The organism is Nocardia sp. NPDC056100 (genome assembly GCF_042266325.1).
Taxonomy (GTDB): Bacteria; Actinomycetota; Actinomycetes; order Mycobacteriales; family Mycobacteriaceae; genus Nocardia.
On sequence record NZ_JBHJVY010000004.1, the window covers coordinates 273,248 to 289,956 of the forward strand.

Genomic DNA, 16,709 nt, shown 5'->3' on the forward strand with positions numbered 1-16,709 from the left:
CACCGCGACCGCGTGGCGAGCCGCTCCGCCGAGCGGCTCGCGCCGAACCCAGTAGAGTTCACGCCATGCGGATGACGTCGGCGATCGTCACGGGGCTGAGCCTCGCGTTGCTGCTGTCGGCGTGTGGGGGAAGCGGCGATTCGGACACTCCCAGCGGACCTTTGCGACCACCTCCGAAGGTGGCCACGCTGGGTCCGTTCGTGGGCGAATGCGGCCACCTCACCGACGACGAAGTACGCGATATCGGCGGTTTGGGCACCGTGTCCTCGGTCTTCAAGAACGCGGTCGGCTGCAATTGGCAGGCCGCCGGAATGACCTCGGCGAGCGTCACCTTCGCCTCCTACCGCGGCAGCCCCATCGATCGCGAGAAGGCGTGGGTGGCCAGCGTCGGCCGCAATCCGCAGACCATCGACGTCGGCGGTAAGAAGGGCTTCCAGGCCCTGGACCCGCGCGGCAGCGTCTGCGACCTCGCGGTCCAACTCGATGACGACTTCTTCGAATGGTCCATGTCCTACGGCGTCTTCGGTGCGGGCAATCTGGGCAATCCGTGCGACCGCACCCACAAGATGGCCGAACTGACCGTGCAGCGGCTCGGATGAGGGGGAGTACGGGCATGCAGCGAACCCGGGGCGCGGCGCTGCTCGCGGTGCTGGCCCTGACCACCGTGGTCGCCGGTTGCGGCAACACCGTGCCCGGCACCGCGCTCCCCGCGGGCGGGACCACGAGCACCGGCGGCGGCAAGATCAACACCAATTTCGACAAGCTGCTGCGCGAATGCGAGGTCGTCTCCAATGACGACATCGCCAAGACCGTCGGCGAGGGCACCTACGCCAACCCGTCCTTCAACGGCGCGGTCTGCATGTGGGATCTGTCCGGCGGCACGGCGGGCAGCGGCATGGTGACCCTCAGCTGGTACGAGGAGGGTTCGCTCGCGAACGAGAAGTCCAATAACGACCGGCTCGGATATGTGACCAATGACATAACCGTGCAGGGCCGTCGCTCACTGGAGACCCATCGCCCCAACGACCCGGATTCCTGCGGTGTCAGCGCGCCCGCGGCCGACACCGGGATCGTCGGCTGGTGGGTGAACTATCGGGCCGGTTCCAGTCACGGCGATCCGTGCGAAGCGGCCCGCAAGCTGGTGGAGTTGACTCTCAATCTCGCGCGATAGCCCCTTTACCAGCCCCGGTGCGGGGACCCCTTTTTGCCCCCTTGAAAGCGTGCGGGTATCGTGGACCGCTGTGCCCGGAAGCATTCGGGCAGGTTTGTGCGCAGTACGTAGGCCAGCGAGAGCGGCTGACCGTTCCAGCGTGCCCGGATTCCGGGAAACGCGCTGCGCATGACACGCCCGACCTCGTGGCAAGGAAATGCCGTGGGAACTGGGCGGAAAGCTCGAATGACCAAGACATGAAGTTCCAGACACCTGGTTACTAATAAGGAAAGCCGGTCTATGCCAACCATCAACCAGCTGGTCCGCAAGGGTCGTCGCGACAAGGTCTCCAAGACCAAGACCGCGGCCCTGAAGGGGAGCCCGCAGCGTCGTGGCGTGTGCACCCGCGTGTACACCACGACCCCGAAGAAGCCGAACTCCGCGCTGCGTAAGGTCGCGCGTGTTCGCCTGACCAGCGCGGTCGAGGTCACGGCGTACATCCCCGGCGAAGGCCACAACCTGCAGGAGCACTCGATGGTGCTCGTTCGCGGCGGTCGTGTGAAGGACCTCCCCGGTGTGCGCTACAAGATCATCCGCGGTTCGCTCGACACCCAGGGTGTGAAGAACCGCAAGCAGGCTCGCAGCCGTTACGGCGCCAAGAAGGAGAAGAGCTGATATGCCACGCAAGGGCCCCGCACCCAAGCGTCCGCTGATCAACGACCCGGTCTACGGGTCCCCGCTGGTCACTCAGCTGGTCAACAAGATCCTGCTGGACGGCAAGAAGTCCACCGCCGAGCGCATCGTCTACGGCGCCCTCGAGCAGGCGCGCGAGAAGACCGGCACCGATCCGGTCGTCACCCTCAAGCGCGCGCTGGACAACGTCAAGCCCGCCCTCGAGGTGAAGCCCCGCCGCGTCGGTGGCGCCACCTACCAGGTGCCGATCGAGGTCCGTCCGGGCCGCGCGAACACCCTGGCGCTGCGCTGGCTGGTCAACTACTCGCGCGCACGTCGTGAGAAGACCATGGTCGAGCGTCTGGCCAACGAACTGCTGGATGCCAGCAATGGTCTGGGCGCTTCGGTGAAGCGTCGCGAGGACACCCACAAGATGGCCGAGTCCAACCGGGCGTTCGCGCACTACCGCTGGTGATTGGACGCCCGGCCCGTCCCCTTGCGGGGATGGGCCGGGAGTCGAGTCACAGTCCGGCGCCGCGGTCGAGTCACCTGTTCACAGGGCACTCACCTGCTGCGCCGGGCGTTGACACAGTGATGACCGCTGGAGAAGCCAGGGTCGTTCCCGAAGTTCCCAACTAGCTACGAGCGGGGAAGATTTCCGTGGCACAGGAAGTGCTCACAGACCTGAACAAGGTCCGCAACATCGGCATCATGGCCCACATCGATGCGGGTAAAACGACCACGACCGAACGCATCCTCTTCTACACCGGCATCACGTACAAGATCGGTGAAGTTCACGATGGCGCCGCCACCATGGACTGGATGGCGCAGGAGCAGGAACGCGGCATCACGATTACGTCGGCCGCGACGACCTGTTACTGGAACAACAACCAGATCAACATCATCGACACCCCCGGGCACGTCGACTTCACCGTCGAGGTGGAGCGTTCGCTCCGCGTCCTCGACGGCGCCGTCGCCGTCTTCGACGGTAAAGAGGGCGTCGAGCCGCAGTCCGAGCAGGTGTGGCGTCAGGCCGACAAGTACGACGTGCCGCGCATCTGCTTCGTCAACAAGATGGACAAGCTCGGTGCGGACTTCTACTTCACCGTGCAGACCATCAAGGACCGCCTGGGCGCGCGCCCGCTGGTGATCCAGCTCCCGATCGGCGCCGAGGATACCTTCGAGGGCATCGTCGACCTGGTCGAGAACAACGCCAAGGTGTGGCGCGGCGACACCAAGCTCGGTGAGGCCTACGAGGTCGTCGAGATCCCGGCCGACCTCAAGGAGCGCGCCGAGCAGTACCGCCAGGAGCTGCTCGAGACCGTCGCCGAGTCGGACGAGGCGCTGCTGGAGAAGTTCTTCGGTGGCGAAGAGCTCTCGATCGAAGAGGTCAAGGGCGCCATCCGCAAGATGACCGTGGCCTCCGAGCTGTACCCGGTGCTGTGTGGTTCGGCGTTCAAGAACAAGGGCGTTCAGCCCATGCTCGACGCCGTCGTCGACTACCTCCCGACCCCGCTGGACGTCGAGTCCGTGCAGGGCCACGTGCCGGGCAAGGAAGACGAAGTCCTCACCCGCAAGCCGTCCGTCGACGAGCCGTTCGCGGCGCTGGCGTTCAAGATCGCCACGCACCCGTTCTTCGGCAAGCTGACCTACGTGCGCGTGTACTCCGGCCGGGTCGACTCCGGTGCCCAGGTCATCAACGCGACCAAGGGCAAGAAGGAGCGTCTGGGCAAGCTGTTCCAGATGCACTCCAACAAGGAGAACCCGGTTCCCGAGGGCGTCGCCGGCCACATCTACGCGGTCATCGGCCTCAAGGACACCACCACCGGTGACACCCTGTGCGATCCGCAGAACCAGATCGTGCTGGAGTCCATGACCTTCCCGGACCCGGTTATCCAGGTCGCGATCGAGCCGAAGACCAAGGCCGATCAGGAGAAGCTCGGCGGCGCGATCCAGAAGTTCGCCGAAGAGGACCCCACCTTCAATGTGAAGCTGGATCAGGAGACCGGCCAGACCATCATCGGTGGTATGGGCGAGCTCCAGCTCGACATCTACGTGGACCGCATGAAGCGCGAGTTCAAGGTCGAGGCGAACATCGGTAAGCCGCAGGTCGCGTACCGCGAGACCATCACCAAGACGGTCGAGAAGCACGAGTACACCCACAAGAAGCAGACCGGTGGCTCGGGCCAGTTCGCCCGCGTGATCATCGCTCTGGCCCCGCTGGTCGATGCCGAGGACGGCGCGACCTACGAGTTCCAGAACAAGGTCACGGGTGGTCGCGTTCCGCGCGAGTACATCCCTTCGGTGGATGCCGGCATCCAGGACGCCATGCAGTACGGCGTGCTGGCGGGCTTCCCGCTGGTGAACGTGAGCGCGTCGCTGCTCGATGGCGCCTACCACGAGGTCGACTCCTCGGAAATGGCGTTCAAGATCGCCGGTTCCGCGGCCCTCAAGGAAGCGGCCCGCAAGGCCGGTCCGGTGATCCTCGAGCCGCTGATGGCGGTCGAGGTCATCACGCCCGAGGATTACATGGGCGAAGTGATCGGCGACCTGAACTCTCGCCGTGGCCAGATCCAGGCCATGGAGGAGCGCAGTGGTGCCCGTGTCGTCAAGGCGCTGGTTCCGCTTTCGGAGATGTTCGGCTACATCGGTGACCTGCGGTCCAAGACCCAGGGCCGGGCCAACTTCTCCATGGTGTTCAATTCGTACGCAGAGGTTCCGGCCAATGTGTCGAAGGAGATCATCGCCAAGGCGACCGGCGAATAGCCTCCGGTTTCCTGATCGACCCCCAGTTATTCAAACCTGCACTGCTGCAAAAAAGCACGCACTAACTAGTCCAGGAGGACCACAGTGGCGAAGGCGAAGTTCGAGCGGACGAAGCCCCACGTCAACATCGGCACCATTGGTCACGTCGACCACGGCAAGACCACGCTGACCGCGGCGATCACCAAGGTGCTGGCTGACAAGTACCCGGACCTGAACGCGGCGTTCGCGTTCGACCAGATCGACAAGGCGCCGGAGGAGAAGGCTCGTGGTATCACGATCAACATCTCCCACGTCGAGTACCAGACCGAGAAGCGCCACTACGCCCACGTAGACGCCCCCGGCCACGCCGACTACATCAAGAACATGATCACCGGTGCCGCGCAGATGGACGGCGCGATCCTGGTCGTGGCCGCCACCGACGGCCCGATGCCGCAGACTCGCGAGCACGTGCTGCTCGCCCGTCAGGTCGGCGTGCCCTACATCCTGGTCGCGCTGAACAAGTCGGACATGGTCGACGACGAGGAAATCCTCGAGCTCGTCGAGATGGAGGTCCGCGAACTGCTGGCCGCTCAGGAGTTCGACGAGGATGCGCCGGTCGTGCGCGTCTCCGGTCTGAAGGCGCTCGAGGGCGACCCGAAGTGGGCCGAGTCCATCGTCGAGCTGATGAACGCCGTCGACGAGTCGATCCCGGACCCGGTCCGTGAGACCGACAAGCCCTTCCTGATGCCGATCGAGGACGTCTTCACGATCACCGGTCGTGGCACCGTCGTCACCGGTCGTATCGAGCGTGGCATCGTGAACGTGAACGAGGAAGTCGAGATCGTCGGCATCCGCGAGAAGACCACGAAGACCACCATCACCGGCATCGAGATGTTCCGCAAGCTGCTCGACAACGGCCAGGCGGGCGACAACGTCGGTCTGCTGGTTCGTGGCATCAAGCGTGAAGATGTCGAGCGCGGCCAGGTCGTCGTGAAGCCGGGCACCACCACTCCGCACACGGAGTTCGAGGGCCAGGCGTACATCCTGTCGAAGGACGAGGGCGGCCGCCACACCCCGTTCTTCAACAACTACCGCCCGCAGTTCTACTTCCGTACCACGGACGTGACCGGCGTCGTTACCCTCCCCGAGGGCACCGAGATGGTCATGCCCGGCGACAACACCGAGATGAGCGTCAAGCTGATCCAGCCGGTCGCCATGGACGAGGGCCTGCGTTTCGCGATCCGTGAGGGTGGCCGCACCGTCGGTGCCGGTCGCGTCACCAAGATCATCAAGTGATTTAGTTTCCTGAATCGCTGAGAAGGGCCGTTCCCCTTGGGGAGCGGCCCTTTTCGCTGTCTGAAAGACTTTCCCGGTGCGCTCTCCACTGACTCTCGCCGCCGCTCAGATCCCCTGCGTTCCCATCGATATCGAGCAGAACGTGGCCGCGCACGCGGCCGTGCTGGCCGATGCCGCGGCGGCGGGCGCGCGGGTGGTGCTGTTCACCGAGTTGTCGCTTACCGGCTACGAGCTGGAATCGATCGCCACCCGGCTTCCGGAACTCGCTGTGCGCGAGGATGATTCGCGATTGCAGCCGCTGCGCGCGGCGTGCGCGCGGTATGGCGTGTACGCCATCGTCGGCGGAATATTCGCGGTCGAGAACGGATATACCCTGTCCGCCTTGGTATTCGATGATCGCGGCGAGCTGGCCGCCACCTACGCCAAGCGGCATCTACACGGCATAGAAGCCGAAATATTCACTCCCGGAACCGATTTCACGGTGCTGGAGGTCGACGGCCACCGTCTCGGCCTGGCCATCTGCGCGGATGTGAATTATCCCGAACACGCGGCGGGAGTGGTGGCCGCGGGTGCGGAGATCTATCTGGCGGGCGCGCTCTACCTGTCCGGCAAGGAAATCCGCCGGGATGGCCATATGAGTGCGCGAGCCGTCGAAAACAATTGCTGGACAGTTCTTTCCGCGTACACGGGTGAGTTCGAGGGTAATCGCACCACCGGTGGCAGCGGTATCTGGTCGCCGGACGGCATGCTGTTCGCCCGTGCGGATCCGGGCGTGGATCTGGTGGTCGCGACGCTGGGGGGTCAGTCCCCGGCGGGTTCGTCCCGGCCGTAGATGGGATCGCCGTTATCGTCGACCCAGTCCGATATCGCCGTCCCCGAGATCATGCCGCCGGTGCCCGGCAGTATCGTCATCGGCCGGTTGTCGGCATAGGTTTCGGACATGCGAGCCGCCTCCGCCCGATTCTCGTCGGTGACCTCCGGCTCGGGGACGGCCGGGCGTTCTTCCTCTCGTCCTGCTGTGCTCATAGTGCAGACCTGCCCGAATCCGAGCAGGCCAAACGCCGATTCAGGCGGTGGGTACCGAACCGAGTCGTTGTGCGCCGAGCAGGCGGCCGGAGTCGAAGGCCGCCGCGGCGGCGGGCATGACGCCGGGGCGGTTGCTGGTGAGCACCCGGGTGACGGCGGTGCCGGCGGTGGGGCGGCCGAGCGCGTCCATGCGCCGCAGGGTTTGGGCGGCAACGGCTTCGGCGCTGTCGAAGACCCGGATGCCCGGCGGCAGCGCGGCCAGGATGGCATCGATGACCAGGGGATAGTGTGTGCAGCCCAGCACGATGCCCTCGGTGTCGGCGGGGGTGCGTGCGGCGGCGCTGGTGATGGCCGCGGTGACGGCGGGCAGATCGCCGCGGTCGATGGCGTCGGCCAGTCCGTGGCAGGCGACCCCGGTGACCTCGGCCTCGCCCGCGAACCGGGCGATGAGGTCGGCCTGGTAGGCGCTGGCGGTGGTGGCGGCGGTCGCCCAGACGGCTACTTTCCGGCAGGCCGCGGCGGCGGGTTTGATGGCCGGGACGGTGCCGATGACCGGTACGCCGGGCCCGACTTCGGCGCGCAGCGGTTCCAGTGCGGTGACGCTGGCCGTATTGCAGGGCACCACAATGACTTCCGCGCCTTCGCGCAGGGAGGCGCGGGCGGTTTCGAGCACGCGGTCGATAACCCACGGCTCGGGTTTGGGTCCCCAGGGCGCGCCGTCGGGGTCCATTTGCAGCAGTAGATCGATATCGGGCCGCAGCTTGCGCAACCACGCCCCTGTGGGCAGCATCCCGAGTCCGGAATCGATGAGCGCGACGATCACACGTGCCACGGTAGTGAAGGGCTCCGGTCCCTCGCGAACCGCGGGTCCGGATTGCGGCTTTACCTGCGAGGTAATTGGGTTCGGCGCGGGGTGGTTCTAGCGTTCGAGGCGGTCGCCGTGGATGGGCGGCCGGTTCGAGCGAAGGAGTGCCTCATGTCCGCGTATGGGTTCGCGCATCTGCGGGTTCGGCGACCGCATCCGGAGATTCTGGAGTATCTGGAACGTATTCAGGACACCCTGGATCCGTTCGGCGGCCGGTTCGTCATTCACGGTGAGCCGGTGGAGGTGGTGGAGGGGGAGTGGCCGGGCAGCATGGTGCTGCTGGAGTTCCCGAGCATGGAGCGGGCGCGGGCCTGGTACCGCTCGCCCGCGTATCAAGAGATCTTGCATTTGCGGTCGGATCACATCGACGGTGACCTTTTGTTGATCGAGGGCGTCGGCCCGGACTACGACCCGAGCGAGCGCGCCGCCAAGCTGCGCGCCCGCGCTTGATCGCGCCCGAGTCGAATCGGTCTCAGCCGACCGGTGTTTGGCGCGTAGCCGCGAGCTGCCCGCGCATCTTCATCACCTTGCCGGTCATACCCGCGCCGACCACGGCGACCAGGGTGCCGTCCCGGAACAGATGGGCCAGGAATTTGCGTCCCTTGTCCTCCACGATCTGTACCTCGTCGGCGAGCGCGGGGGTGCCGAGCACCTGGATCTTGACGTCGTACTGATCGCTCCAGACGTACGGAACCCGGACGGCGGCGGGCGGTTCGGCACCGAGCAGTGCGGCGGCCAGCAGCTGCGCCTGTTCGCCCGCATTGGTCCAGTGTTCGACGCGCCGGTTGCGCCCGGCTTCGTGCGCGCCGCGCCAGGCCGCCACATCGCCGACGGCCCAGACGCCGTCGACGCCGGTGTGCCCGTTCTCATCGGTGAGCACGCCGCCGCCCTCTGCGGGTGCGGCGAGCGGGATGCCGGAGTCGGCGAGCCATTCGGTGACGGGTACCGAGCCGACGCCGATGACGACGAGATCGGCGTCCACGACGCTGCCGTCACCGAGTCGCACACCTGTCACGGCCGGTCGCGAATCATCCTGGCCCGCAGCGGATTCGGTGGTGATCAGCGCGTCGACGCCGACGCCGCAGCGCACATCGACGCCCTCTTCGCGGTGCATGCGCGCCACCAGTTCACCGATCTCGGTGCCGAGCGCGGCGGCCAGGGGAGTGGCCTGCGGTTCCACCAGCGTCACGTCCACTCCGCGCGCCCGGAAGCTGGCGGTGAGTTCGCAGCCGATGAATCCCGCGCCGACGACGACCGCGTGCCGCGCGTCCGCCAGCTGTTCGCGGAGTCCGGTGGCGTCGTCATGGGTGCGCAGTACGTGCACGCCGGCCGCGTCGGGGAAGCTGGGAATGCGCCGGGGCCGCAGTCCGGTGGCGATGACGAGCTGGTCGTAGCCGATCGTTTCGCCGTCGCCGAGCCGTACCCGCCGGGCGGTGGTGTCCACGCCGGTGGCGGTGACTCCGAGGCGCAGGTCGATGCGGTTTTCGGTGAAGAATTCGGCGGGCCGCAGGGCGGTGTCGTCGATTTCGCCGCGGACGAACTGTTTGGACAGCGGGGGCCGGTCGTAGGGTGCGTGCGGTTCGTCGCCGAGCAGGGTCAGTTCCCCGTCGTAACCTGCGCGTCGCAACTCTTCGGCGGTTCGTAGTCCGGCCAGCCCGGCCCCGACAATTAGAACGTGTTCTACCGATTGCGACATGGTGCTCACCATATCGGTTCCGGAGGGGCCTTGACGCTGTGTCACGGGTCACATCCGATCAGGTGCTGAATCGTAGCCGGGAGTTTATTGATCGGGCGGTCAATCAGGACTAAACCGGAAAGTAGGACATATCCTCAGCCTTTAGGAGGCACCCCATGTTCACCGAGAGCCGCTCCCACGCGGTGACCGTTATCCTCGGCGCCGTCGCCGCCCTGTCGCCCCTGTGGGTCGGCCACAACGACAAGGCCCTGTGGTCCCTGGTCGTGCTGGGCGTGCTGATCGCCCTCACCGGTCTGGGCCTGATCGGCGATCTGCTCGGCGGTATCGCCGACTACGCGCTGCTGGTCCTGGGCGCACTGCTGTTCATCTCCCCCTGGGTGATGAGCTTCGATTCCTACAGCGGGGCCTCGTGGACCGCGTGGGTCGTCGGCGCGCTGAGCGTCGTGATGGCACTGTCGGCCATGCCCGCGGTGACGGGCCGTCTGCACCTGGGCGCCAGCCACTGATGCAGATGCGTCGACCGGGAGCGGGGCGCCGCCGGACCAGGAAGCTGGACGGCGACGCCCGTCAGCTCATTCTCGATGCCGCCGAAAAGCTTTTCGCGGCACAGGGATTCGATGCGACCCCGACCGCCGCGATCGCCGCGGCGGCCGGGGTTCCCAAGGGTTTGGTCTTCTATTACTTTCCGGCCAAGGACGCCATTCTGTCGGCGTTGATGGCCGAGCGGGTCCCGGCGCAGCCGATCGATGACATCGAATCATTGGTCGCCCCGGGCGATCCGGTGAAGAGCCTGGTGAATCTGGATGCGGCGCTGAATCTTCGGGATACCCGCTCCGGGGTGTTGCGGGTGATCATGTGGCGGGAGGCGGATACGCACCCGGACGTCCGGAAACAGTTGCGCCGCATGCGCGATCAGATGCTCGATATCACCGCGCGGGTATTGCAGGCGAGTGCGCCCGATCCGGTGCAGCCCACCACCCTGCGGGCGTGTGCGGCGGCCTTCGTTTCGGCCATGTTCGCCATCGCGAGCACCGATCGATTGCATGCGCTGGACGGTCTGCCGCTACCGACCTCGGACGAGATATTCACTGTCGCGCAGGTGGTCGCGGCCGGTATGGCGCAACTCGGTTAACTCATTTGCTGGTGTGTCGCTGAAGCATCTGAAACGTTTCGCTGTGACACTCGATGTGGGGCAGAAAATGCACCACGACGAGGTAAATCATGGTGGAGGTGCGGATGCGGTCCGGATGGTTGCTACACAAGGTCATGCTCGTGGGGGCGGTCCTGGTGAGCGTGATCATCGCCGCCCCGGCCGCCACGGCGGAACCCATATATCCAAGACCGGATCCGGACCCGTTCTACGCGCAGCCCGCCGATCTGGCGCGGCACGATCCGGGCGATGTGCTGGATTCGCGAATCATGCCGCCGCTGCCGTTCTTTCCGGATACCACCGTCACGGTGATCAAATTCCGTTCCACGAATTCGCGGGGCGCGCCGATTGCCGCGATCACCACCGTGCTGACTCCGCGCGAGCATCGCCCGGACGGTCCGCTGCTGTCGTATCAGCACATCATCAATGGCCTGGGCAGTCAGTGCGCGGTGTCGAAGGTGCTGTACACCTCGGACCCGAATCTGTTCGTCAAGGAATCGGTCGCTTTGAATGTGGCGCTGCGGCGCGGCTGGTCGGTGGCGCTGCCCGATCATCTGGGCCCGAATTTCGCCTATGGCGCGGCCAAATTGGGCGGTCAGATCACCCTGGACGGTATTCGCGCGGCCCAGCGGCTGCCGCAGTTGGCGGTGGCGAACAGTCCGGTGGCGATGGCCGGTTATTCCGGCGGCGGGATGGCGACCGCGTGGGCGGCCGCGCTGGCCCCGTCGTACGCGCCGGATCTGCGCATCGCGGGCGCGGCCACGGGCGGTGTGCCCATGAATATGCTGAAGATGGTGAATTCGCTGGGCTGGCAACCGCATCCGGCCTTCGGTCTGGCGATGGCGGCGGCGATCGGCCTGGAGCGCGAGTATCCGGATCGGCTGCCCATCAGCACCCAGATGAATCGTCAGGGTCTGGCGGCGCGCGATGCCATGGCCAATGGCTGCACCAATGAGATCATGGCCGTCGGGGCCGGTCACAGTGCTCGCGAATTCGCCGCCAGTACATCGATGATCGATGATCCGGGCGTCCAGGACGTACTGCGGGAGAACAGTCTGGAGCTGTTCGACGGGGTGCCGAATATGCCGGTGTTCGAATGGCATTCGCCGAGTGATCCGCTGATTCCGGTGGATGCCATAGTCAATACCGATCGACGCTATTGTGCGGCGGGGGTGCGGCTGCAAATGGATGTGAACGCCTCGCCCGAGCACCTGTCCGCCGCGGTGTTCGGGGTGCCGTCGGCGCTGGCCTGGGTGGATGCGCGCTTGCGGGGTGAGCCCGCACCGTCGAACTGCTGATATACCGTCAATCCCCCAATACTGTTGCTCGTGAATCGCTTTCGCCGCGGCCCGACTCGCATGGGCCACGGTGGAGCGGTAAGAATGTCGCCCATGGATGCCGATTTCACCAACGGCTCGAGTTCTTCGCGGAACTCGCGTCAGGAGAACTACCGCCTCACCAATCCGAATGGCGCCGATTCGAACGGTTACGGCTCTCCGGCGCTGACCGGCGTCGATACCGGCTCCCACGCCACCCTCGGGCGCACCGCCCTGGACCAGCCGGAACAGCCGGTGCAGTGGTCATCGCCGATGACCCGCCGCACCGCCGAATCGGATCCGCCGCAGCGGCGTTCGGTCCAGGATTTCGCGTCGACCCCGCGTCTGTCGACGCCGGAGGTGGATACGCCCACGCGTCGCTCGGTGCAGGATTTCGATGCCGCGCCCAACTTCACGGCCGATTTTCCCCCGGCCACCAATGGGCACGCGATCACCGAAGCGGATTCGCGTCGTGCGTCCCAGGATCTGGAATCCTCGCGCCGCGCCGCACAGGATCTGGAGGCGTCGCTGCGCCGTGCGGCCGAGCTCGAGGCCGCGGTGCGGCGTGCGGCCGCCGAATCCGATTCCGCCCCGCAGGCTCTCGCGGAGCCCGAACCCGGGTCGCGGCGTGCGATTCCGGAGCCGGAGCTCGCCTCCTGGCGTGCCACGCCCGAGCCCGAACTCGCGTCCTGGCGTGCGATTCCGGAGCCGGAACCCGCCTCCCGGCGCACCGCTCCGGAGCCCGATCTCCCGTCCCGGCGTGCGGCTCCGGAGCCCGACCTGCCGTCTCGGCGTGCGGCCCCGGAACCCGAACTCGCATCCCAGCATTCGGCCGCGGACGCGGGCACCTCGCACCGCGCGGTCGCCGAGGTCGACGCGCCCGCACGCCGTGCCGCCCCGGAGGTGAACACGCCCGCCGGTCATGCCGCGCCGGAGTCGAACGGGATCTCGCGCCGGGCGGAGCGGTCGAACGTGTCGTCGGGCCGCCGTGCCGCCCCGGAACCCGAACTGCCGCAGCCGGTTCCGAACGCCGATGGTGAGCGTGCCCGGCAGTTCCGCGCCGAGGACGCCCCCAATATCGATCTGCACCACATCATGGGCCTGCTGGTCGCCAGCCATGACCTGGAGGTGGCGGCGCAGGCGGCGGAGTCCGGTGCCGGTTCGGTCGCGGATCTGGCCGAGGCCGCGCGCCGCACGCGCACGGCGGCGGTGGATTTGGTGGCGGCCTGGTACGGCGGCCCGGATCATATGCGCCGATTCGGCGAGGTGCTGTTACAGGCCGCGGCTGAAACCGCTTGATATCGCGCATCGTCCGGTGCGCTCCCGAATTCGGGAGCAGGGACCCGATGATGCCGGTTGACGATTTACCGCTCCGGCGTGGAGCGGAGTTGGTGTCGGTGCCCTGCCCGATCATGGTGGGGTGACTGGTGAATTGACCGCGGCGGCGGTGCAGGGGGAATTGTCGAAGGTCGCCGATGCGGGGGACGCCGTGCATCTGCGGCGCTTCTTCAAAACCGGGCCGGGTGAGTACGGCGCGGGGGATGTGTTCATCGGGGTGCGGGTGCCCAAGACACGGGCGGTGGTGAAATCGTTCGCGGGTATGCCGCTTTCGGAGATCGATCTATTGCTCGACAGTGCGGTGCATGAGCATCGGCTGGCGGGTCTGATCATTCTGAATGGGGAGATGGCGCGGGCCACGCGCACCAGGGGTGCGGATGTGGCGGCGCAGCAGCGGATCACCGATCTGTATTTGGCGGCGGTGCGTCGTGGCCGGGTGAACAACTGGGATCTGGTGGACGCTTCGGCGGAGTTCGTGCTTGGCCCGTGGTTGCTGGCGCGCCCGCGCGATGTGCTGTTCGAGTTGGCGGCCGCGGATTCGCTCTGGGAGCGGCGGGTGGCTTTGCTGACGACTTTCGCGTTCATCAAGGCGGGGGATACCGGTACCACGCTGGAACTGTGTGAGCGATTCCTCGAGGACAAACGCGATCTGATTCAGAAGGCGGTGGGCTGGATGCTGCGCGAAATCGGTAAGCGGGTGGATCGCGCGATTCTCACCGGATTTCTCGACGCGCACGCCCCAGCTATGGGCCGGACAGCTTTGAGCTACGCCACAGAACACCTGACTTCGGAGCAGCGGGCGCACTATCGATCCCTGCGCTGAGCGGGGGAATCGGTGGAACGCGTGACAGTCGCGCCCATCCGGCAATCTATCTGTTCATCTTCAGTTAAGTTTACGTTAACCTAGCGCAATCATTCTGTGACTTACCAAGAACAGACCGCGCGTCCGGTTATAGCCGGACGTACTCGACCTTCATGCGGAATCCTCCGCGATCCGAGACGCCTCCGGCGGCGGTGTTCACCACATAAGTCAGCAGGTCATCAGAATGCGAAAACTGTTTCCCCTAGCCGTACTCGCCGCGCTCGCGGTGGTGCCCGTCCAGGCGCATGCCGATGTCCCCGGCGTCCCGGCGGAGCTGCAGCAGCCCGTCGAGCAGGCTCAGCAGTTCGCTCGCACGCTGCCCGCGCCGCAGCAGGATCAGATCCGCCAGTTCACCCAGACGCTGCCCGCGCCGTACACCGAGCTGCTGCCGCCGACCTTCACCGATGATCTGGACGGCTGGATCAAGAACGCCCTCTACGTGATGGGCAAGAACAACATCCCGGGCGATTACGACAGCATCTTCCGGAACATCATCCGCGAGTCCGGCGGCAACCCGCGCGCCATCAACCTCTACGACTCGAACGCGGCGGCGGGCATCCCCTCCAAGGGTCTGCTCCAGGTCATCGACCCCACCTTCCAGGCGTACCACGTCGAAGGCACCTCCTGGGATATCTACGACCCGGTCGCCAACATCACCGCCGCCTGCAACTACGCGGCCCACCGCTACGGCACCATCGCCAACGTCTTCTCGGCCTACTGAGGCTGTCTCCCAACGAAATTGGCCGCCGCGTCACTGACGCGGCGGCCAATTTCGAGAATTGGGTAGCTAGAACTGGATCTTCAAGCGATCCGTCGTCGGCCGCGCCTGGCAGCCGAGGATGTAGCCGTTGGCGATGTCCTCGGGATCCAGGATCTCCGCGTTCTCCATCTCGACCGAGCCCTCCACGACGGTGCAGGCGCACGAGCCGCATTCGCCCTCGAGGCAGGAGTAGGGCACGTCCAAGCCCTTGGAGAGCATGATGTCGACCAGCGTCTGACTGCGCGGCCAGGTGAGTTCGTGTGTCTCCCCGTCGAGTTCGACCTCGACGGTCGCCGCGTCCGCCGCTTCCTCTTCGCTGATCTCGCTGGGTGCGACATCGGCGAACGGATCGCCGGAGAGCGAGTTGAACACCTCGGCGTGAGTCCGGTTGCGCGGCATCTCGTTCTGCGCGAGCGCGTCGTGCACCCGATCCATGAACGGCTTGGGCCCGCACATGAACGCCTCGTACCCGGCGTAGGGCGCGGTGAGGGTGGCGAGCGCGTCTGCGGTCGGCAGCCCCTGTAGATGCTCGAGCCAGTGGATGACCACGAGCCGCTGCGGATGCTTGTCCGCGAGTTCGCGGAGCTCCGAGGCGAAGATGACCGATTCGTGGTCCCGGTTGGCGTACACGACCACGATGCGCCCGTTGCCGCGCGCGAGCCCGGACTTGAGGATCGACATCACCGGGGTGATGCCGGATCCGGCCGCGAACAGCAGCAGATCCTCGTCGAGGTTCTTGGGCGTGAAAACGCCGGAGGGCGGCAGTACTTCGATCTCGCTGCCCGCGACGAGGTTGTCGCACACCCAGTTCGAGGCGTAGCCGTCGACGGTGCGCTTGACGGTCACCTTGGGCTGGTCGTCGGTGTGGGGTGAGCTGGCGAGCGAGTAGCAGCGCGCGACGGACCCGGTGAGGTCGCTGGGAATGCGCAGGGTCAGGAATTGGCCCGGCTGGTAGGCGAAGCGTTCGCGCATATCCTCGGGGACGTCGAATACCAGCGATACGGCGTCGGCTGTCTCATTGATGACCGCGGAGACCCGCAGCACAACCGATCGTGAGCTGTGCGGTACGTCGACGGTGGTCATAGTGTCCTCTCGAACCCGGCGCGGTAAGCGATTCCGGCCCAGTGTGCCCAAACTAGAACGTGTTCTAGTTTAACTATACGGTGCTGTCTCGCTGCCGGACAAGCTGAGCCTCGAGACCGGCGACCAGCACATCCATCGAGAAGTCGTAGGAATACTTTCCGCGCAGGTCGCCCAGGTGTTTCATGGCTCTTTCCACCGCCTCGGGCAGCGCCCGATCCTGGAGTGCCCCGCGATCGCGCGGATTCACTTTGCTGCGCCCGAACAGATAGGTGTGGATGGTCGCATAGGCGGCGAGCACATTGCGTTCGTTGAATCCGGCGTCGAACAGGATCTCCATCACCGCGGCGATCAGGTCGAGCTGTTTGCCGAGCATCTGCTCGATCAGCACATCGCCGAGTCCCGGGTGCCTGCGCAGTTTTTCGTCGATCTGATCGATGAGGTCGCGCAATCGCATTTGCCAGGGCCCGAATTCGGGTGGCTGCTTGCGTACTCCGGTGAGGGCGGCGGTGGCGACGAGATCGAGTAGCTCGCGCTTGTCGGCGACGTAGTAATAGGGAGCCATCGGGGAGACGCCGAGTTCGCGCGAGAGCCGGCGCATGGAGAGTTTTTCCACGCCGTCCTGACGAACCACCCGCAATGCGGCTTCGACGATCTCTGCTTCGGAGAGAGTGTTACTCCCGCCCCCGCTGGTCTGCATACGTCCTACTCCCATGCCACCGGATTTCCGTTCCTGCCTGTTCACCTGCCGGT

19 protein-coding genes are annotated in these 16,709 nt (G+C 65.9%); 14 read left to right on the plus strand and 5 right to left on the minus strand.

Annotated elements, in window-relative coordinates; all coding sequences use genetic code 11:
• Positions 1-65: 65 nt before the first annotated feature.
• The 7 genes from ACFC0O_RS31965 to ACFC0O_RS31995 all read left to right on the plus strand — a co-directional run bounded on the left by ACFC0O_RS31965 (position 66) and on the right by ACFC0O_RS31995 (position 6,695).
• Positions 66-599 carry a DUF3558 domain-containing protein gene (locus ACFC0O_RS31965; RefSeq protein ID WP_364642690.1) on the plus strand — a complete coding sequence of 178 codons (534 nt, stop codon included), beginning with the start codon at positions 66-68 and terminating at the stop codon, positions 597-599.
• A gap of 14 nt (positions 600-613) precedes the next feature.
• Positions 614-1,171 (plus strand): DUF3558 domain-containing protein, encoded by a 558-nt coding sequence (locus ACFC0O_RS31970; RefSeq protein WP_375964499.1) that lies wholly within the window; start codon positions 614-616, stop codon positions 1,169-1,171.
• Between the two features lie 279 nt (positions 1,172-1,450).
• Positions 1,451-1,825 carry a 30S ribosomal protein S12 gene (gene rpsL, locus ACFC0O_RS31975; RefSeq protein WP_019049359.1) on the plus strand — a complete coding sequence of 125 codons (375 nt, stop codon included), beginning with the start codon at positions 1,451-1,453 and terminating at the stop codon, positions 1,823-1,825.
• A 1-nt stretch (position 1,826) separates the two neighbouring features.
• Complete coding sequence (gene rpsG / locus ACFC0O_RS31980; protein ID WP_364642683.1) at positions 1,827-2,297, plus strand: 30S ribosomal protein S7; 471 nt, start codon at positions 1,827-1,829, stop codon at positions 2,295-2,297.
• A 185-nt stretch (positions 2,298-2,482) separates the two neighbouring features.
• A complete protein-coding gene (fusA, locus tag ACFC0O_RS31985; RefSeq protein ID WP_364642680.1) occupies positions 2,483-4,588 on the plus strand; it encodes an elongation factor G in 2,106 nt (701 codons plus the stop codon).
• An 84-nt stretch (positions 4,589-4,672) separates the two neighbouring features.
• A complete protein-coding gene (gene tuf, locus ACFC0O_RS31990) occupies positions 4,673-5,863 on the plus strand; it encodes an elongation factor Tu (RefSeq protein WP_375964502.1) in 1,191 nt (396 codons plus the stop codon).
• Between the two features lie 76 nt (positions 5,864-5,939).
• Entirely contained in the window at positions 5,940-6,695 is a 756-nt protein-coding gene (locus tag ACFC0O_RS31995) for a carbon-nitrogen hydrolase family protein (protein ID WP_375964504.1), read from the plus strand.
• Here ACFC0O_RS31995 and ACFC0O_RS32000 read toward each other — a convergent pair.
• A complete protein-coding gene (locus tag ACFC0O_RS32000; RefSeq protein ID WP_375964506.1) occupies positions 6,665-6,889 on the minus strand; it encodes a hypothetical protein in 225 nt (74 codons plus the stop codon). The genes ACFC0O_RS31995 and ACFC0O_RS32000 overlap by 31 nt on opposite strands.
• A 40-nt stretch (positions 6,890-6,929) precedes the next feature.
• A complete protein-coding gene (locus ACFC0O_RS32005; RefSeq protein ID WP_364642668.1) occupies positions 6,930-7,712 on the minus strand; it encodes an aspartate/glutamate racemase family protein in 783 nt (260 codons plus the stop codon).
• Between the two features lie 153 nt (positions 7,713-7,865).
• Here ACFC0O_RS32005 and ACFC0O_RS32010 point away from each other — a divergent pair, with 153 nt between their 5' ends.
• Positions 7,866-8,204, plus strand: coding sequence for a DUF1330 domain-containing protein (locus ACFC0O_RS32010; protein WP_375964508.1), 339 nt, complete (start codon positions 7,866-7,868; stop codon positions 8,202-8,204).
• Positions 8,205-8,226: 22 nt separating this feature from the next.
• Here ACFC0O_RS32010 and ACFC0O_RS32015 read toward each other — a convergent pair whose 3' ends face one another.
• Entirely contained in the window at positions 8,227-9,450 is a 1,224-nt protein-coding gene (locus ACFC0O_RS32015) for an NAD(P)/FAD-dependent oxidoreductase (protein ID WP_375964510.1), read from the minus strand.
• Between the two features lie 155 nt (positions 9,451-9,605).
• Here ACFC0O_RS32015 and ACFC0O_RS32020 point away from each other — a divergent pair, with 155 nt between their 5' ends.
• The 6 genes from ACFC0O_RS32020 (at position 9,606) to ACFC0O_RS32045 (ending at position 14,837) form a co-directional block, all read left to right on the plus strand.
• Positions 9,606-9,956, plus strand: coding sequence for an SPW repeat protein (locus ACFC0O_RS32020; protein WP_375964512.1), 351 nt, complete (start codon positions 9,606-9,608; stop codon positions 9,954-9,956).
• A gap of 5 nt (positions 9,957-9,961) precedes the next feature.
• Positions 9,962-10,582: a TetR/AcrR family transcriptional regulator gene (locus ACFC0O_RS32025; protein WP_375964515.1), complete on the plus strand. Its 621-nt coding sequence runs from the start codon at positions 9,962-9,964 to the stop codon at positions 10,580-10,582.
• A gap of 89 nt (positions 10,583-10,671) precedes the next feature.
• Complete coding sequence (locus tag ACFC0O_RS32030) at positions 10,672-11,898, plus strand: lipase family protein (protein ID WP_375964517.1); 1,227 nt, start codon at positions 10,672-10,674, stop codon at positions 11,896-11,898.
• Between the two features lie 93 nt (positions 11,899-11,991).
• Entirely contained in the window at positions 11,992-13,215 is a 1,224-nt protein-coding gene (locus ACFC0O_RS32035) for a hypothetical protein (protein WP_375964520.1), read from the plus strand.
• A 121-nt stretch (positions 13,216-13,336) separates the two neighbouring features.
• Complete coding sequence (locus ACFC0O_RS32040; RefSeq protein ID WP_375964522.1) at positions 13,337-14,077, plus strand: DNA alkylation repair protein; 741 nt, start codon at positions 13,337-13,339, stop codon at positions 14,075-14,077.
• 223 nt (positions 14,078-14,300) lie between these two features.
• Positions 14,301-14,837 (plus strand): transglycosylase SLT domain-containing protein, encoded by a 537-nt coding sequence (locus ACFC0O_RS32045; protein ID WP_364642644.1) that lies wholly within the window; start codon positions 14,301-14,303, stop codon positions 14,835-14,837.
• Positions 14,838-14,903: 66 nt separating this feature from the next.
• Here the strand turns inward: ACFC0O_RS32045 and ACFC0O_RS32050 are convergent, their stop codons facing one another.
• Both ACFC0O_RS32050 and mftR2 read right to left on the minus strand, forming a co-directional pair.
• A complete protein-coding gene (locus ACFC0O_RS32050) occupies positions 14,904-15,959 on the minus strand; it encodes a 2Fe-2S iron-sulfur cluster-binding protein (RefSeq protein WP_375964525.1) in 1,056 nt (351 codons plus the stop codon).
• Positions 15,960-16,032: 73 nt separating this feature from the next.
• Positions 16,033-16,656 (minus strand): mycofactocin system transcriptional regulator MftR2, encoded by a 624-nt coding sequence (gene mftR2, locus ACFC0O_RS32055; protein WP_375964527.1) that lies wholly within the window; start codon positions 16,654-16,656, stop codon positions 16,033-16,035.
• Positions 16,657-16,709 lie beyond the last annotated feature (53 nt).